Source organism: Qipengyuania sp. (assembly GCF_964227205.1).
Lineage (GTDB): Bacteria > Pseudomonadota > Alphaproteobacteria > Sphingomonadales > Sphingomonadaceae > Qipengyuania.
The window spans coordinates 665,723-682,798 of record NZ_CAXQVB010000002.1; the positions used below are offsets into that span (position 1 = coordinate 665,723).

Consider the following 17,076-nt stretch of genomic DNA (forward strand, 5'->3'; position numbering starts at 1 on the left):
ATAGATCCGGGCATCGCAACGCGGGATGCCCGGGCCGGCCATGGCCCGCGGGCCTCCCCCAAAAGGAGATGCACCATGGCTACAGGACGACTCGAACACGCCAATATCTCGGTTACCGATCCCGAGCGCAGCGCCGCCCTACTCAAGGACCTGCTCGGCTGGAAGGAACGCTGGCGCGGGCCATCGCTCAGATACGGGCGCTCGGTCCATGTCGGGGCCGATCATGACTACATCGCGCTCTACACCGGCGACCACGTGTCGGGCGACTACACCAAGGGCCAGCCGCTCAACCATATCGCGTTCACGGTCGACGACCTCGATGTGGCGGAGGAGGTTGTGATCGCGCATGGCCTCAAGCCGTTCGGGCACGACGATTACGAGCCCGGCCGCCGGTTCTACTTCTTCGACTGGGACGGAATAGAATTCGAGGTGGTCAGCTATGAATGAGCCGATGCCTCGCGATCCTATGTTCGCGCCGCCTGCCCCGCGCCCGCGGCGCCGTGAAAACCGGCCATTGCCGCCAGCGGTACTTCCTCGAAGCGTCCCAGCCAGCGCCGCGCCATTTTCGCCAGCGGCACCGGGTTGAGATAGTGCCGCTTGCAACGCCCGTCGCGCTCGGAGGCGACCAGCTCGGCCGCCTCGAGCACGGCGAGGTGCTTGGCCACTGCCTGCCGGGTCATCGGCAGGTCCTCGGCGAGGTCGGACAGGGTCAGCCCGCCCTCCTCGCTCAGCCGGTCGAGCAGCAGCCGGCGGGTAGGATCGGAAAGCGCCGCGAATGTGTCGGTCATGGCAACGAGGTTAAGAAGCGCTTGCCGAGTCGCGCCAAATGGCCGGCATGAGTTGTCCACCGCGGGGTGTCAGCCAGGCAGCATCCGCGTTTGCCGCAGAGCCTCTCCCAGCGCGATCCCCGCGCTGGTAGCGAGATTGAGCGAACGGACTCCTGCACGCATCGGCAGGCGCACGCTTTCTTCCACGGCCGCACGCACCTCGTCGGTCACCCCGGCACTTTCCTTGCCGAACAGGAGAATGTCGTCGCGGCGATAGGAAAACGCGTAGGAACACAGCGTCGCGCGGGTCGTGAAAAGCACCAGTCTGCAATTGCTGCGCGCCTTGCGAAAAGCCTCGAAATTCGCATGCCGGACGATCTCGACATGATCGATGTAGTCCATCGCGGCGCGGCGCACGCGCCTGTCGTCCCACTGGAAGCCGAGCGGCTCGATGAGGTCGACGCCGACGCCCATGCAGGCTCCGAGCCGCATGACATTGCCGACATTCCCGGCGATTTCGGGTTCGAACAGGGCGATCCGCATGGGTGTCAGAGCAAGCGCTTGCTTTTGGCCGCGCCGCCCACCCATGGCTGGTCGGTCCGGTCGAGGACGAGCTCGCCTTGCCACGGCACACACAATCCGCGCGCATCGTCGACCGAACCGTTCGTCCACACCGCGCGGTCTTCTTCGCGCAGCAGCACGGGCATGCGCGTGTGCACTTCTGCCGCCGGGCCATGACGGGCATCGGTCATGACCATTGCATAGCAGCGCCCCCATTCCTCGCTGTCGCGCCACACGCCCGCAACCGCGAACAGCTCGGCATCGGGCCGGGAGAGCCAGCTCCGTGTCTTGCCGCCCTTGGGTCCCTCCGCCTCGGCCCAGGCGGTGACCGGGATCAGGCAGCGCCGTTCCTCGAAGCTGTAGCGCCAGAAGAAACTGTCGAGCTTGTCGGTACGCGCGTTATTGACCGGCTTGGGCTTCAATGGCTTCCCGTCCCTGCCCTTCATCACCAGCGGAAATCCCCAGTTCATCTGCATCAGCCTGCCCTCGGCCACCACCGCGCCGGGATAGCCGGGGAAGACCTCGTCGCCGAAATTCGCCCCGCCCAACGCATCGACCGCGTCGAACCACCTGGCGACTTCGTCCGTCGTCTTGGTCATTTTATAGAGATTGCACATCAGGCGTTGCCCACCACGAAACAGGCGGCTGCAACCAGCGCGCCCGCCATGCGATTCGAGCGGAAGCGGTCGAGCGGGTTGCCCGGATCCTCGCCGTCGAGCGTCGCAACCTGCCACAGCAGATGCCCTGCCGCCGGGAGCAGCGCGAGCAGCGCCACCCAATCGCCGCGATAGAGCCAGAAGGCGAGCGCCCAGAATCCCACCGCGCCGGCATAGAACAGCGCCACCCCACCCTTCACGTGTCCGCCGAGCCGCAACGCCGAAGAACGGATGCCGACCAGCGCGTCGTCTTCGCGGTCCTGCAGTGCATAGATGGTGTCGTAGCCGATCACCCACAGCACGCTGCCCGCATACATCGCCGCGAGCGCGTCCCAATTGTCGGCACGCAGCTGTGTCCAGCCAACCAGCAGTCCCCAGGTGAAGACCATGCCCAGCCAGGCCTGCGGCCACCAGGTGATGCGCTTCATGAAGGGGTAGGCCGCGACCAGCGCGACGCTCCCCAGCGCGACGCCCTGCGCCAGTGGCCGCAATTGCAGCAGCACCAGCAAGCCCACCGCGCAGAGCGTGAGCAACCAACCCCAAGCCAGCTTCTTCGAAATACGCCCGCTCGCCACCGGGCGGAGCGCTGTGCGCGCGACCTTCCGGTCGAGATCGGCATCGACGATGTCGTTGTAGACGCAACCCGCCCCGCGCATTGCGATACTGCCCAGCAACAGCCACGCCAGCAGTTGGACCTGCCAACCTGCACCGGTCAGCCAAACTCCCCAGGCACAGGGCCAGAACAGCAGCCACCAACCGATCGGCCGGTCGAATCGGGCAAGCTGCGCCATGTCGCGCGGCATTTGCGGCAGCCGCGCGACGAGGCCTCGGTGCTCGCTGTCGGGTACGACATCGGGGGTGGCGGTCTCGCTCATGGCTTGCTCCCTAACCGCGCTCGTGCCACCTGCAAAGCCATGCCCGCAACTCCAGCATGGCCGCCCAAGAGCGCCCCCCGCCTGTTCGTCGAGCAGGACCTGTCCGCTGCCCATCCCGTGCAAGTCGAGGGCAACCAGGCGCATTACCTCACCAAGGTAATGCGCGTGACACCCGGCGATGCGGTGATCCTGTGCGACGATATCAGCGGCGAATGGGCAGCCGAAGTGGTCGAGGCGGGCAAGCGTCACGTCCTGCTCGAGCCCAAGCAGCACCTGCGCCCGCGCGAGCCGGTCCCCGATTTCTGGCTCTGTCCCGCGCTACTCAAGAAAGATCGCTTCGACATCGTGCTCGAGAAGGCGACCGAACTGGGCGTCGCGCGGATCGCACCGGTGGTCACGCGGCGCTGTGTCGCCGACAAGCTCAACGCCGAGCGCGCCGATGCCATCGTCACCGAGGCGGCCGAACAATGCGCGCGCACTGCGCTGCCCGAGATCGCGCCGGTGACCAAGCTCGACGCGCTCCTGCACGACTGGCCGCAGGAACGCCACCTGTTCTTCGCCGACGAGGAAGGCGGCGAGCCGGCGGCCGATGCCTTCTGCTATGCCGAGGGACCGGCCGCGCTGCTGGTCGGCCCCGAAGGCGGCTTCGACGATGCCGAACGCGCCGCAATCCGCGCCCACCCGGCTTCGGTCGCAATCAGCCTCGGCCCGCGTATCCTGCGCGGCGAAACCGCGGCGATCGCCGGCATGGCGGTATGGATGGCCGAGGCGGGCGACTGGCTTGGCGAAGAATAATTTCCTTTCCTCGCAAGGATCGGCTTTCTATCGCCACTCGCCATGAGCACGCGCGAGACCTCGGGGGCAGAGGATCCCTTTATCGAAAGCCGCGACCAGCTGGTCGCCCCGATGCAGCGCGGCGAGAAGCCGAAGACCGACTGGCGTATCGGCACCGAGCACGAGAAGCTCGTCTATTGCCGCAAGACCTTCAAGGCCCCTTCCTACGACGAACCCGGCGGCATTCGTGACATCTTGATGGCGCTCACCGAATTCGGCTGGGAACCGGTCGAGGAAGGCGGCAAGGTCATCGCCATGCGCGGTGCGGACGGAACGGTCAGCCTCGAGCCCGCCGGCCAGCTCGAACTCTCGGGCGCGCCGCTCGAGAACCTTCACCAGACTTGCGCCGAAACCGGGCGCCACCTCGACCAGGTGAAGCAGGTCGGCGAGCGCTTCGGGGTCGGCTTCCTCGGTCTCGGCATGTGGCCCGACAAGACCCGCGAAGAGCTGCCGGTGATGCCCAAGGGGCGCTACGAGATCATGATGCGGCACATGCCGCGCGTCGGCAGCCTCGGCCTCGACATGATGCTGCGCACCTGCACGATACAGGTCAACCTCGACTATTCGAGCGAGGCCGACATGGCGCAAAAGTTCCGCACCGGCCTAGCGCTCCAGCCGCTGGCGACCGCGCTGTTCGCCAATTCGCCCTTCACCGAAGGGAAACCCAATGGTTACCTGTCGTACCGCAGCCATATCTGGAGCGATACCGACCCGCACCGCACCGGCATGCTGCCCTTCGTCTTCGAGGACGGTTTCGGTTACGAACGCTGGGTCGACTACATGCTCGACGTCCCGATGTATTTCGTCTTCCGCGAGGGCAGGTATATCGATGCCGCAGGCCTCAGCTTCCGCGATTTCCTCGAGGGCAAGCTCTCCGTCCTGCCCGGCGAGAAGCCGACCGAAAGCGACTGGTGGGACCACCTGTCGACCGCATTCCCCGAAGTGCGCCTGAAGAGCTTCCTCGAAATGCGCGGTGCCGATGGCGGCCCGTGGAGCCGGATTTGCGCCCTGCCCGCCTTCTGGGTCGGCCTGCTCTACGACCAGGGCGCGCTCGATGCGGCGTGGGACCTGGTCAAGCACTGGACGATGGAAGAGCGCGAGGACCTGCGCAACGCCGTGCCGAAACTGGCGCTCGACGCATCGATCCCTGGTGGTGGCACGCTACGCGACCTCGCGAAGGAGGTGCTCGCCATCTCGCGCGCTGGCCTCGCCGCGCGCGCGCGCTACAACAGTTCGGGCGACAATGAGACCGGATTCCTCGAGACGCTCGACGAAATCGTCGCCAGCGGCAAGGTCCCGGCGCAGGTGCTGCTCGATCGCTACCATGGCGAATGGGACGGCGACATCGAGCGCGTCTACAAATACAGCTTCTAGTCGCGGACCGGGCGTATCGGTTTGTCGCAGACGTATCGCCAGCGTCGTGATACCCGGTCATTTTATCCAGCGCTTACAATATGATACCGCCCGCAGTTGACCTGCAATCAATCCTCGGCATCGCTCGTCCCGGGAGACGAGGGATACAGAGGATGAGGGTTCGACCATGCCGAAACGGGCGCGCAACTTCGCATCGATCGCCGTACTGACAATGGTGCTAACCGCCTGCGGAGGCGGGGATTCCTCGGAAACCACGGGCGGGGGAGGCACAGGGGTGACGACACCCACGCCCCCGCCTACGCCCACGCCGACACCGACCCCCACACCTCCGGCAACCGGCAATGAAGAGGGCAACGCGGTTATCCAGGCCTATCTGCGCCTCGATCTCGATGCGCCGGAGAACTACGCCGCGCCCTCGCTGCCGGCCTATTACGACAACACCGCCTTCGCGCTCGACAACACGCCCGACAACGACCCCGTGCGCGACGATCTGGCCATGCTCGGCCGCGTGCTATTCTACGACACCGCGCTGAGCGTGAACGACTCGATTAGCTGCGCCAGTTGCCACCAGCAGCAATTCGGCTTCGACGACAACGAGCGCTTTTCCGAGGGCTTCGCCGGAGGCGCATTCACCGGCGCGCACGCGATGCGGCTCGGCAATGCGCGTTTCTACGAGCCGGGCGAGATGTTCTGGGATCGCCGTGCCGACAGTATCGAGGACCAGGCGACCCAGCCGATCCTCAACCAGGTCGAAATGGGCTGGGTCGACAATGGCGGCCTCGCCGCGCTGGTGACAAAGCTTCAGGCTCTCGAATACTACCCCGTCCTGTTCGCCTACGTGTTCGGCGACGAGGCGATTACGATGAACCGGATCGAGCGCGCGCTGGCCAATTTCGAGCGCGCGATCATCTCCACCGACAGCCGCTGGGACCGCGCCTATGCCCAGGTGTTCGATCCCGAGGCGCAGAACCGCAACCTCAATGTGACCCTGCCGGGATTCTCGGCGTCGGAAAACCGCGGTCGCCAGCTGTTCATGGGCGGCCCCAACAACGGCGGTGCGGGATGCGCCGCGTGCCACCAGCCGCCGACTTTCGCGCTCAATGCCAACAGCCGCTCGAACGGGCTCGACGCGGGCGAGACGACGATCTTCAAATCGCCCTCGCTCAAGAATGTCGGGCTCTCGACCCATTTCATGCACGATGGCCGCTTCGACACCTTGCTCGACGTGATTGTCCATTACGACGAGGGCGTGCAGGCGGGCCCGGCGCTCGACAATCGCCTTCGGGCAGGCGGCGCCCCGCGGCGGCTCAACCTTTCGGTCACCGACCGCCAGGCGCTGGTCGATTTCCTCCTCACGCTGGCCGACGACACGCTCTCCACCGATCCGAAATTTTCCGACCCATTCATTCGGTGACCTGCTATCGCCTCTTTCCACGCCACCACGGGAGAGAGGCGATGATCCAGATAAACGGCACCATAAAGCTCGGCCGACCGATCGATGCGGCGACGCGCAAGGCGATGGTCGAAATGATCCGCGCGAGCCGCGCCGAGGACGGTTGCCTCGACTACACCTTTGCCAGCGACCTCGCCGATCCCGATACGCTGGTGCTGTTCGAGCGGTGGCGCGACCGCGAGGCACTGGCGGCGCATGGCACCTCCGCCCACATGGCCGAATTCCAGAAGGTCATGGCCGCCAATCCCCCCGAATCGCGCGACCTGCGGATCTACGAGACCGACGAGGGCCAGCCGCTCGGCTGATCATTCGGCAGGCTGGGCCTCGATCGCGGAGCGCGGCCGGAAACGCTGCCACAGCCGGGTGAGCGGCGCAGTGATGAGACCGTGCTGCGCCATCCATGCGTGGTACTCGCGATATTTCGGATCTTCGGCGAGGAGATGCGCTTCCTCGGTCTTGGCGCGCCAGAAATAGATTCCGTTGACGACCGCCAGAAAGAAACAATTGCGGATCGCCTCGACCAGCGAGCCGGTAGTGACGAGGAAGGGCATGACCGAAGCCCACCAGAAGAGGTTCTTCGACACATAGGCCGGGTGCCGGGTGAAGCGGTAGGGGCCGTTGGTCAGCACGCCGCGATAGGTGAGGTTGGAGAACCGCAGGCCGAAGGCGAAGGTCGCCCACGCATAGATCGCCGTCAGGGCCACCAGCAGCGCGCCCCACAGCGCGATCGCCAGATCGTGCCCCTCGAGCCAGTGCAGCCAGCCCGCCGTATCCTCTTCGTAGAAGATCGCCTTGCCGTTGCCGAGAATGCCCCAGACGGCCGGCGGATAGCAGATCAGCGCCGCAACCCAGCCGCCCAGCAACGGGTTGCCCGAACGGATATGTGCATCGAGCGGGCGCATGGTGACAATGTAGCCGACCGTGCCGATCATCACGTCGATCATGAACATCGCCTCGATCACGGTCAGCGCGATACGCTCGGGCCGCGCGACGACCTCTGCGAAATCGGCGGTCACGATATGGCGAAAGGCGAAGGGGATGATCGAGATCATGAAAGCGGTGAAGAAGGCCTTGATGATCCAGGTCCGCCAGTGTTTCTTGACCTCGTCCAGCTCCCAGCCGGGCCGCATCAGCAGCAGTGCGCCGAAGTGCCAGGCATGATCGCGCGGATTGACCAGCGCGCGGTCGATCCAGAATACATAGGGTACTGACAGCACCACCAGTGGGAGCGCGGCATAGCCGAGCACCTGCATCGAGAAGATGTATTGCCCCTGCCAGTACCACCGGCACAGGCAATAGAGGCCGGCGATGATCGCCCAGGTCGCCCACAGACCTGCGAGCTTGACCCAGGTGGCGCTGCGATCGGGCTTGCGGCTGCGCATCAGCGACCAGTCGAGCCCGGTCGACGGGCGCAGATGGACCTTGTCGACAAGCACCGACCATGCGGCCATCGGGATCGCCGCGGCAAGCAGGCCGACGAGCGCCGAATTCTGTCCGCCGAGCGTATCGTGCGGCACCGCCCAGTCGAAAGCCTCGGCAATGGCGGGGAATGCGCGCGCGAAGGCGACCCAGGCGAACAGCCCGGCAAGGCCCACCAGCCCCACGGCCGAAGAGACATCGCTCCGCGGCCGCGCAAGGGGTGCTTGCTCCATCGCGCTCATGACCCTGCCTCGTTAGCCCAGATTGGTTAACACGGCGGTCACGCTAGCACGAAAATCACCGGAAGGCGGTAATCCGGCCGCTGTCGTCGAGAATATAAAGCGTGTTGTTGGCCACGATCGGGGCTAGCGACACCGACTGGTCGAGATCGGTGAACAGGCTCGCCGATCCTTCGCCGGTGCTGATCCGATAGACCTCGCCTTCGGAATTGACCGCCCAGAGCATATTGCCCGCAAGCACCGGGCCCGACCAGAAGATCGGTCCCTTCTTGTCCTTCTCGTCACGCCAGCGCTGCAACTGGGTGAGCCAGCGCACCTTGCCCGTGGAGCGCGCGATGGCGAGCAGGCGGGCGTCGTCCGTCAGCGTGAAGATCCATTCGCCCGCAACCGCCGGGGTCGAGATACCGGCGAGGTTGAGCTCCCAGATCCGCTGGCCGGTGACCAGCTCGTAGGCGGCCATCCGACCACCCTGGCCGAGCGCGTAGACGCGGCCGTTATCGATGATCGGATCGGCATCGATATCGGTCAGCGAGCCGACCGACGTCGAGATCGACGTACGAGCGAGGGCATCGGCCCACAGCGTGCGGCCATTCTCGTAGCGATAGGCATTCAGTTCGCCCGAGCTGTAGCCCGCGATGACCGTGCCCTGCCCGGCTGCCGGAGCGGCAACGCCGAAGACACCGGCCTGCGTCGAGGAACCCGTTTCCTGCCACTGGACCGCACCGTCGGCAGCGCTGAGCGCAAAGATCTGGTTGTCCTGCGTCATCACGAAAACCGATCCGAAGGCGATCGTCGGCGAACCGCGGAGCGGCCCGGACGGCTTCACCTTCCACAACACAGCACCATCGGCGGCGTTGAGTGCAACGACATCGCCCGCGCCGTCGGTCATATAGACCTTGCCGTCGTCATAGCTGGCCCCGCCGCCGAAGGCCGAAGGTCGCAGGTCGCTCGCGAGACCCGGGTTGTAGGACCAGCGACGCGCGCCATTCTGGGCGTCGAACGCGGACAGTGTGCCGTCGCCGCCGACGGCGAACAGCATGCCGCCACCGACCACAGGCGAGGCGCCGAGGCGGCGACGCTGGTTTGCGCCCTCGACATTGACCGTGAAGGCACGGGTGGGATTCGGTCCAAGCGCCAGGTGGCCATAGGACTTGCTGGCCGTGCCGCCAGCCTGCGCCCAGCTTTCATTGACCTGCGCCGGGGGCAATACGACCGAGACACCTGCCAGCGCCGGATCGACCTTGGCACCGGTTTCGATCCGCGAAAGGATCGGCTGGCGATCGCCCAATGTGGGCGTAACCTTCTTGTCCTTGCCGCCGCCGAACAGGCCGCCGCCCGCGCAGGCGCCAAGACCGATCGCCAGAGCCACGACGAGCGCCGAGCGCGAGAGGTGTGTGCGGTTCATTGAAATCCTCGTTCCGTGTCTTGTCCGGCCGCAGCGGCCTATTCGGTGGCAGCCGCAGCGTTATCGCTTGCGGCCTCTTCGCGGTCGACCCCTTGTTCCTTCAGCAGCGCATCGACATCCTCGATTGCATCGACGCCAAGCACGCCGGCCATCTGCCGCGCACGCGAGCGGAGGCTTTCGGGGGCGGTCTTGTCCTGCGCGATCTGCGCGAACAGCGCGCCGGCCTCGGCCCTCTTGCCCTGATCGAGATAGGCATGCGCGACCAGTTCGCCCGCGCTCGCGAAATAGGGCTTGCCCGGGACCGCCAGCGGCTTGAGCGTGGCGACGATCTCGGCGCTCTTCATGGTGTCGTAATTCAGCGCTACGCTGCGCAGGCGCGCGAGATCGCGCAGCGCGGGCGCGGCATCTTCATTGTCTGCCACGCGCTTGAACAGGCTCGAGGCCTGCTCGCGATCGCCACGCTGCTCGGCGATCCCCGCGCGCATCAGCACGGCAGAGACGGCCGCTCCGCTGCCGTCCTTGGCCGCCAGCTGCTCGAGCCGGTCGAAACCGGTGTCGAGATTGCCCGCCTGAATTTGGTCGAGTCCGCCCACGAGGGTCTCTGCATCGCGCTCCATCGCGGCTTCTTGGCGGCTTTCCCAGTACAGGTAGCCACCGAAGGCCGCGAGGCCTGCCAGCAGCACGCCGAGCAGCGGCTTGCCCCACTGGTTGAGGAAAGCCTCGGCATCGCCCTGGCGAACGGCGTCATCGACCTCGCGCAGCAGTGCTTCCTGCTGGGCGTTTTCCTGTTGTGCGCGCTTTTCTTCGCGGGAGAGTTCGTTCTTCGGCGTCAGGGCCACTGCGGCGGGCTCCATCTGGATAGGTGTCGGTTTGCGCGGCTCTTTACGGGCAGGCGGGGGCAAGGGCAATGGTCGGGAAAGCCTGTCCCCGAGCGCGTGAATGGCGGATGAAAGGCTTTAAAGGTCAATGCGCATCGCGCTCGAGTAGAGACGGCGGTAGGTGGCGACCATCTTCGCCTCGTCGAACTCGGCCACGGCCCTGGCCCGGTTGGCTTCGCCTACTTCCTTGCGTAGCTCCTTCGACACGGCGAGCTGTACCAGCGCCATCGCCAGCTCCTCTTCATTGCCCGGCAGGGCGATGAACTCGGCATTGGGCGCCGATACCATGTGGGCAATATCGCCGACCGCGGGGGCAACCACCGGCAGCCCGGCGGCCATCGCCTCGACCACCGAGAGCGGGAATTGCTCGGAATCGCTCGACAGTGCGAAGATGTCGAACAGGCCGATGGCCCGCGCGGCGTCGGAAACCGCGCCGGGCAGGTGAACGCGATGATTGATCTGCAGCCGGTCGGCTTCGGCCAATATCGACTCGCGCGCCGCGGCATCGCCTTCGCCCAGGATCACCAGCTGCCAGTTCTCGGGCAGGTCCGCGAAGACGCGCACCAGTCGCGGAAGGTTCTTGACCGTGCGCAGGCCGGCAAGCGTGCCGACCCAGAATTCGCCCGGATGCTTGATCAGCCGCAGCGCGTCCTTTTTCGGACGCATGGCGAAAGCCTTGGTGTCGATCCCGTTGGGGATGCGCTTCACGCGGCCGAGCGGCTGCTGCCAGTCGACCAGCGCAATCTCTTCGAGCCGTTCGGAAGGCACTACCAGCCCCGCCGCGCGGCCGAGCGCAATGCGCCGATACCAGGTACGGCTGGGCTTGAGCTTCTTCAGCTCGCTTTCGTCGAAGCCGTCCTCATGATGGATCAGCGGCGGGAGATTGTGCAGGTCCTTGAACAGCGTGTGCGCCATCACCGCGTCCATTGCGCCCCAATTGTAGGTGCAGACCAGGTCGTAGCCTTTCATCGCCTTGGCCAGCCTCTGCAGCCGTCCCGGCGTCGGCCAGCCCTTGAGGCTGGGAAATTCGGGCTGGAGACGCAGGTCGATGCCGCGGTCGATCCGCTGGGCCGCGCCGAGATTCTCGGGCTCGGCCGAAATTATGGTGTGTCGCGCCTTTCGCCCGAAGGCATTGATCAGCTGGACTGTGCGCAATTCCTTCCCGCCGGGGGAGAAGGTCGATTGCAGGTGCAGGATATGCGGCACCGCGCCGCCTCGGGCGCGGCTCATGCTACACGTACCAGCAGGCGGTCGATCGCCGCGCGCGCTTCGGGCTCGTCGAGCGTCGGAGCATGGCCGACCTGGGGAATAACCGCGCTGTCGGCATCTCCGGCCACGCGCTGCATCTCGGCGAAACTGGCGGCGGAGAGCAGCGTCGACAATTCGCCGCGCAGCAGCAACAGCGGCTTGTCTGCCAGTGCGCGAAAGGCAGGCCAGAGATCGACCGGGGCTGCCGCCTCGGGCGAAGCGAGGATAGGCTCGGCCAGCTTCATGTCGTAATCGAACACGATCCGCCCGCTGCTCGACAATGTCATGATCCGCTTGGCCATGGCGATCCAATCCTGGACGTCATAGCCGGGGAACCCCGCACCATGCACCTCCTCGAGCCCGCGCGCCGCGTGCATCCAGGTGGGGAAGCTGCGCCCCTGCCCGACATAGGACTTGATCGTGTCGAGCCCCTCCGTCTCGAGCACGGGACCGATGTCGTTGAGCACCGCCCCGGCAATCCGTCCGGGCTGCTCCTGGGCCAGCAGCATGGTTATCAGCCCGCCCATCGAGGTGCCGATCGAAACGAAGCGCTCGATCCCCTCCTGATCGAGAAGGGCGAGCAGGTCTTCGACATAGATCGGCAGCGCATAGCTTTCCGAGCTTTCGGCATAGTCGCTGTCGCCCCGCCCGCGCATCGACGGCACAAGCACATGCCATCCCTGCGCCACGATATGCGGGGCAAGGTCCTCGAAATCGCGCGCATTGCGGGTCAGGCCATGCAGGCAGATCACCGGCGGGCGGCCGTCGGGAGTGCCATATTCGCGGAAACGGAGGGTGAGACCGTCGGCAGTCTGCCACTGACAGTCGGTGAAGCTGGTATCCATGTCTGGCGGCGAAAACCCCGGTAACGTGGCGGTCGGGCCCTTGTTTCGGGCCGGCTTGGTGCCCACTATCGCCGCATGCGCGCTGAACCGCAAGCCGCGAGCTATCGCCCCGACACGCCGATCGAAACGCTTGCCGACTGGATCGGCGACGCGGTCGAGCCGGCCCCCTTCCCCGATACGCGGCTGCGCTTCCGCAATAATTCACATGCCGCCACCGTCGGGCTCGCCGGGCTGGCCGACGAGGAGTGGGTGCGCCATTTCGGGCGTTTCGAACCGCTCGAAGGCAACCTCCAACACCCGCTGGCGCTGCGCTACCACGGACACCAGTTCCGCGTGTACAATCCCGAGATCGGCGACGGACGCGGCTTCCTGTTCGCCCAGCTGCGCGACGGTGCAGGCCGGCTGCTCGATCTCGGCACCAAGGGATCGGGACAGACGCCGTGGAGCCGCGATGGCGACGGGCGACTGACGCTCAAGGGCGCGGTGCGCGAAATCCTCGCCACCGAAATGCTCGAGGCGCTCGGCGTCTACACCTCGAAGACCTTCAGCGTGGTCGAGACGGGTGAGGAACTGTGGCGTGGCGACGAACCCTCGCCCACCCGCTCGGCGGTGCTGACCCGGCTCAGCCACGGACACATCCGCATCGGCACCTTCCAGCGCCTGCTTGCGCTGGAGGAACGCGACCACATGGCGCAGCTGGTCGACTATTGCCTCGCGCAGTTTCCCGGCCCGCCCCCGCCCGAGGATGCGCCGGGCCGCGACGAGCCGGCGGTGCAACTGATGCACCTGGTGGTCGAGCGCATGGCCGATCTCGCGGCAAGCTGGATGGTCGCGGGCTTCGTCCACGGCGTGCTCAACACCGACAATATGAACATCTCGGGCGAGAGCTTCGATTACGGGCCCTGGCGCTTTCTGCCGCGTTGGGACCCGAGCTTCACAGCCGCCTATTTCGACCACCAGGGCCTCTATGCCTTCGGTCGCCAGCCCGAGGCGCTGCACTGGAACTGCGGCCAGTTTGCCGTTGCATTGCGGTTGGTCGCCGAGGCCCCGCCGCTGATTGCCGCGATGGAGCGGTTCGGGCCGCTTTACATGGAAGCCGTCGGCCGGCGCTGGTGCTGGCGGCTGGGCCTCGTGCCGCGCGATGCCGATGCCAACGCGCGGCTTGTCGCCGCCAGCGAGAAGGCACTGCGCGAGAGCGCCGTGGCACCCGATACTTTCTTCTTCGCCCATCGTGGCGGCCGCGAAGTGCCGGGCGAATTCGCCGAGGCGCTGCGCGACTTCGAAGCGGTCCCAAGCGACCATGCCTATTGGCGCGACGATACGCCGCAATCGATGCTGATCGACGAAGTCGAAGCGATCTGGGCGGCGATCGCCGAACACGACGACTGGCAGCCGCTCGAAGACAAGGTCGCTGCCTTGCGCCGCATGGGCGAGGCGCATGGCGCGCCGCCCCCGCCCGCGGCGCAGGTCCGGGCTGGCGAAGAGGCCGATTGACGCGGCGCGCCTGACTCACCACTTAGGGCCCACTTCGATCCGCAAAGAGGAATACCATACCGCAATGGCGACCGAACTGGTCTCAACCGAACCCGCGACCGGCAAAGAAATCTGGCGTGGCACCTCCGGCGATGTCGATGCCACGATCGAACGCGCGCGCAAGGCGATGCGCGACTGGGCACGCGAACCGCTGGGCCGCCGGATCGAATTCATGCGGCGCTTCGCCAATACCGTGCGCAAGCATGCCGAACCCTTCGCCGAACTGATCGCGCGCGAGACCGGCAAACCGCTGTGGGAGGCGCGGACCGAGGTCGAGGCGGTCATCGGCAAGGTCGAGATCTCGATCACCGCCTATGCCGAGCGGACCGGGATGAAGAAGCTCAACAGCGCGCTGCAGGGCACTGCCGCGGTGCGTCACAAGCCGCATGGAGTGATGGCGGTGCTGGGGCCCTATAATTTCCCCGCGCACCTGCCCAACGGCCACATCGTGCCAGCGCTGATCGCGGGCAATGTGGTGATCTTCAAGCCGAGCGAGAAAACACCCGCTGTGGGTGAATTCCTCACCCGATGCTTCCACGAGGCCAAGGTGCCCGAAGGCGTGGTGCAGTGTATTCATGGCGGGGTCGAGACCGGCCAGGCGCTGGTCGAACACTGGATGGTCGATGGTGTCCTGTTCACCGGCTCGGCACGCGCCGGCATCGCCATCAACCGCAAGCTGGCGGCCGAGCCTGGCAAGATCGTCGCGCTGGAGATGGGAGGCAACAACCCCATCGTCATGCTCGACACGCCCAAGATCGAGGATGCTGCGGCGACCATCATCCAGTCGGCCTTCACCACCGCCGGCCAGCGCTGCACCGCCGCGCGGCGGCTGATCGTGGTCGATTCGATGTTCGACAAGATCGTCCCTGCGGTGAAGAGCCTCGCCGAACGGCTGATCGTCGACGAACCCTTCGCCGATCCGCAACCTTTCATGGGCTGCGTGATCGACAACGGAACCGCCGACCTCCTCTCGGAAAGCTTCGTCGCGCTGATGAATCGCGGCGGCAAGCCGATCATGCACATGCGCCGGCCCGACGAGAAACTGCCCTTCCTCTCGCCCGGTATCCTCGATGCGACCGATGTCCACGAACGTCCGGACATCGAATTGTTCGGCCCCCTGCTCCAGGTGATCCGCGTGGCCGATTTCGACGAAGCCATCTACGAGGCCAATCACACGCGTTACGGCCTCTCCGCCTCGCTGATTGGCGGCAAGCCGAACGATTTCGAGCATTTCTGGAACGAGATTCGTGCCGGCATCGTCAACTGGAACCGCCCGACCAACGGCGCCTCCTCGGCCGCGCCCTTCGGCGGTGTGGGCCTGTCGGGCAACCATCGCCCGGCGGCCTTCTATGCCGCGGACTACTGCGCCTATCCGGTCGCCAGCAATGAAATGGAACAGCCGCGCGCCAGCATCGGCGTGGGCGTCAAGGATGCCTGAGGCGGCTCAGTCGGTGGTGACGAGATCGATCTCGGTCACACCCTGCGGCAGGCGCCGACCGTATACCACATAAGCGGCCTTGCCCTTGGTCCCGCTGAGGATGTTGTCGCCCGCGCTGGTGACGTGTTCTACGCTGTAACCCGCTCTCTTGGCGCGGGTATTGTAGAAGGCAAGCACCTCGTCGAGCGCGACCGGTGTCACGAAAGACACCACGCGCAGCGCGCAGGCACCTTCGTCGGTGCCGGCGGCTTCCTGCGTATTGCCACGCGGATAGACGGGGAAGGCCGCGGGCAGCTTGGCCGCCCAGGCCGAGGTATATTCGACCTTGTCACCGCAATTCGCACCGCCGGGCGCGACCGCCGCCTTGGCAGCGGCGACCATCGCCTTGCTCGGCGCCGAATCCTTGCCCAGCGCCTTGGCCGCAGGGGGGGCCACCAGCTTGCTGCGCCCGCCGACCAGTTCGGCGGCGCGGCTGCGCGCGGCCTCGATGGCGCGCGGCGACTTGTCGATGTTGGGGACCGCGGCATTGCCCGTGCCCGACAGCGCGGCATTCGCCTCGTTGCGGCCGGCAAGGTCCGGATCGGTCGCCAGATCGTCGTTGAGAGCCTGTTCGCTCGCCGGGTCCATTGCGTCGCCTGCTGCCTCGTCCTCGGACTTGTCGCCGCAGCTTGCGAGCAGGGCGACGGGTAGGATGGAGACCAGCAGGCGACGTTTCATCTGTAGACCTTCAGCTTGGGAACACCGACCCCATAGGGCTGGATTCGCGGGCAAATCCAGCCGCCCGGAGCGGATGCATCATAGTGGGACACGCCGTGTTGAAAAGACTAATGGGCGCCGCCCATCCCCGCAAGCGAGGACGAACGACGCCCGCACGGCCCGGTGGGGGGCCGCGGTATCCGGCCGTGGGTGGGCACGGCCGGATCTCGGTATTTGAATTAGCCGCAGCGCGTGCTTGAGCGATCGATCGAACGGCCGAGGAGCGCGCCCGCAGCACCGCCGAGGATGGCCCCGAGCGTGCGGTCGCCGCCGCGCCCGGCGACTTCATGGCCGATCAGGGCGCCAACGCCGGCGCCGACCAGAAGGCCCGTGGTGCCATTGTCGCGGCGGCAGTAATAGCGCCCGTCATTGCCACGCCAGATGCGGGTATCGGCGCGAACCGGCTCGCCATAATAGCGCCCGTAGCCCTCGTAATAGGGCTGCGCCCGGTAGCTGCCGCGATAGCGGTGGTATTCGCGCTCGCGATGCTTGCGGTACTTGCGCTTCTTGCCATGCTCGAACGTCATGTCGCCGGTGACGGCGCTATGCGCGCCGGTGGCGGCGTGAATGGCGGTGGCGGCGCTCGCCGGGACGGCCAGCGCTAGGCCGGTCGCAGCGAGGGCCATCGAAGCCGTCTTGAAGGTCTTCGCCATGTCAGGTCCTTTTCACTCTCGCTTTACGGAGGTCGCTCCGTCGATGCCGTTAAGCTTTAACCCCCCGAAGCTGAACCAAATGCAACAGCCTCGTCAGATTCGCATTTTTCGGCCATCCGAGTGCTGGGGGCGACGAATTGCC

Annotated in this window: 18 protein-coding genes; 7 read left to right on the forward strand and 11 right to left on the reverse strand. The window is 66.0% G+C overall.

Annotated elements, in window-relative coordinates:
- The first annotated feature begins 75 nt into the window (after positions 1-75).
- Positions 76-447, forward strand: a complete 372-nt coding sequence (locus ACEQZ0_RS05185) for a VOC family protein (RefSeq protein WP_370189045.1) — start codon at positions 76-78, stop codon at positions 445-447.
- Between the two features lie 17 nt (positions 448-464).
- Here the strand turns inward: ACEQZ0_RS05185 and ACEQZ0_RS05190 are convergent, their stop codons facing one another.
- From ACEQZ0_RS05190 to ubiA, 4 genes are all read right to left on the reverse strand, one after another.
- The gene (locus ACEQZ0_RS05190; protein ID WP_370189047.1) at positions 465-788 is read right to left on the reverse strand and encodes an ArsR/SmtB family transcription factor; all 324 of its coding nucleotides are present in this window, start codon (positions 786-788) and stop codon (positions 465-467) included.
- Positions 789-857: 69 nt separating this feature from the next.
- Positions 858-1,310 (reverse strand): tRNA (cytidine(34)-2'-O)-methyltransferase, encoded by a 453-nt coding sequence (locus tag ACEQZ0_RS05195; RefSeq protein WP_370189049.1) that lies wholly within the window; start codon positions 1,308-1,310, stop codon positions 858-860.
- A gap of 5 nt (positions 1,311-1,315) precedes the next feature.
- Complete coding sequence (locus tag ACEQZ0_RS05200; protein ID WP_370189051.1) at positions 1,316-1,945, reverse strand: SOS response-associated peptidase; 630 nt, start codon at positions 1,943-1,945, stop codon at positions 1,316-1,318.
- The gene (gene ubiA, locus ACEQZ0_RS05205) at positions 1,945-2,859 is read right to left on the reverse strand and encodes a 4-hydroxybenzoate octaprenyltransferase (RefSeq protein ID WP_370189053.1); all 915 of its coding nucleotides are present in this window, start codon (positions 2,857-2,859) and stop codon (positions 1,945-1,947) included. Before ubiA ends, ACEQZ0_RS05200 begins: the two co-directional genes overlap by 1 nt.
- 39 nt (positions 2,860-2,898) lie before the next feature.
- Between ubiA and ACEQZ0_RS05210 the strand changes: the two genes are divergently transcribed.
- From ACEQZ0_RS05210 to ACEQZ0_RS05225, 4 genes are all read left to right on the forward strand, one after another.
- The gene (locus ACEQZ0_RS05210; RefSeq protein WP_370189055.1) at positions 2,899-3,654 is read left to right on the forward strand and encodes a 16S rRNA (uracil(1498)-N(3))-methyltransferase; all 756 of its coding nucleotides are present in this window, start codon (positions 2,899-2,901) and stop codon (positions 3,652-3,654) included.
- Positions 3,655-3,696: 42 nt separating this feature from the next.
- On the forward strand, positions 3,697-5,067 hold the full coding sequence (locus ACEQZ0_RS05215; RefSeq protein ID WP_370189057.1) for a glutamate--cysteine ligase: 1,371 nt from the start codon (positions 3,697-3,699) through the stop codon (positions 5,065-5,067).
- 274 nt (positions 5,068-5,341) lie between these two features.
- Positions 5,342-6,481, forward strand: a complete 1,140-nt coding sequence (locus ACEQZ0_RS05220; protein WP_370189059.1) for a cytochrome-c peroxidase — start codon at positions 5,342-5,344, stop codon at positions 6,479-6,481.
- A gap of 41 nt (positions 6,482-6,522) precedes the next feature.
- Entirely contained in the window at positions 6,523-6,825 is a 303-nt protein-coding gene (locus ACEQZ0_RS05225; protein WP_370189061.1) for a putative quinol monooxygenase, read from the forward strand.
- Here ACEQZ0_RS05225 and ACEQZ0_RS05230 read toward each other — a convergent pair whose 3' ends face one another.
- The 5 genes from ACEQZ0_RS05230 to ACEQZ0_RS05250 form a co-directional block, all read right to left on the reverse strand.
- Complete coding sequence (locus tag ACEQZ0_RS05230) at positions 6,826-8,172, reverse strand: isoprenylcysteine carboxylmethyltransferase family protein (RefSeq protein WP_370189063.1); 1,347 nt, start codon at positions 8,170-8,172, stop codon at positions 6,826-6,828.
- A gap of 64 nt (positions 8,173-8,236) precedes the next feature.
- On the reverse strand, positions 8,237-9,583 hold the full coding sequence (locus tag ACEQZ0_RS05235; protein ID WP_370189065.1) for a PQQ-binding-like beta-propeller repeat protein: 1,347 nt from the start codon (positions 9,581-9,583) through the stop codon (positions 8,237-8,239).
- 38 nt (positions 9,584-9,621) lie between these two features.
- Complete coding sequence (locus ACEQZ0_RS05240; protein ID WP_370189067.1) at positions 9,622-10,422, reverse strand: tetratricopeptide repeat protein; 801 nt, start codon at positions 10,420-10,422, stop codon at positions 9,622-9,624.
- 117 nt (positions 10,423-10,539) lie between these two features.
- Positions 10,540-11,691 carry a glycosyltransferase family 4 protein gene (locus ACEQZ0_RS05245; RefSeq protein ID WP_370189069.1) on the reverse strand — a complete coding sequence of 384 codons (1,152 nt, stop codon included), beginning with the start codon at positions 11,689-11,691 and terminating at the stop codon, positions 10,540-10,542.
- Positions 11,688-12,554 (reverse strand): alpha/beta fold hydrolase, encoded by an 867-nt coding sequence (locus ACEQZ0_RS05250; protein ID WP_370189070.1) that lies wholly within the window; start codon positions 12,552-12,554, stop codon positions 11,688-11,690. The genes ACEQZ0_RS05245 and ACEQZ0_RS05250 overlap by 4 nt, the downstream gene beginning before the upstream one ends.
- A gap of 75 nt (positions 12,555-12,629) precedes the next feature.
- Between ACEQZ0_RS05250 and ACEQZ0_RS05255 the strand changes: the two genes are divergently transcribed.
- The gene (locus ACEQZ0_RS05255) at positions 12,630-14,048 is read left to right on the forward strand and encodes a protein adenylyltransferase SelO family protein (protein WP_370189072.1); all 1,419 of its coding nucleotides are present in this window, start codon (positions 12,630-12,632) and stop codon (positions 14,046-14,048) included.
- Positions 13,993-15,525 (forward strand): succinylglutamate-semialdehyde dehydrogenase, encoded by a 1,533-nt coding sequence (gene astD, locus ACEQZ0_RS05260; protein WP_370189073.1) that lies wholly within the window; start codon positions 13,993-13,995, stop codon positions 15,523-15,525. Before ACEQZ0_RS05255 ends, astD begins: the two co-directional genes overlap by 56 nt.
- Before the next feature lie 6 nt (positions 15,526-15,531).
- Here astD and ACEQZ0_RS05265 read toward each other — a convergent pair whose 3' ends face one another.
- Positions 15,532-16,242 (reverse strand): hypothetical protein, encoded by a 711-nt coding sequence (locus ACEQZ0_RS05265; protein ID WP_370189074.1) that lies wholly within the window; start codon positions 16,240-16,242, stop codon positions 15,532-15,534.
- A gap of 218 nt (positions 16,243-16,460) precedes the next feature.
- A complete protein-coding gene (locus tag ACEQZ0_RS05270; RefSeq protein WP_370189076.1) occupies positions 16,461-16,934 on the reverse strand; it encodes a glycine zipper 2TM domain-containing protein in 474 nt (157 codons plus the stop codon).
- Positions 16,935-17,076: the final 142 nt, after the last annotated feature.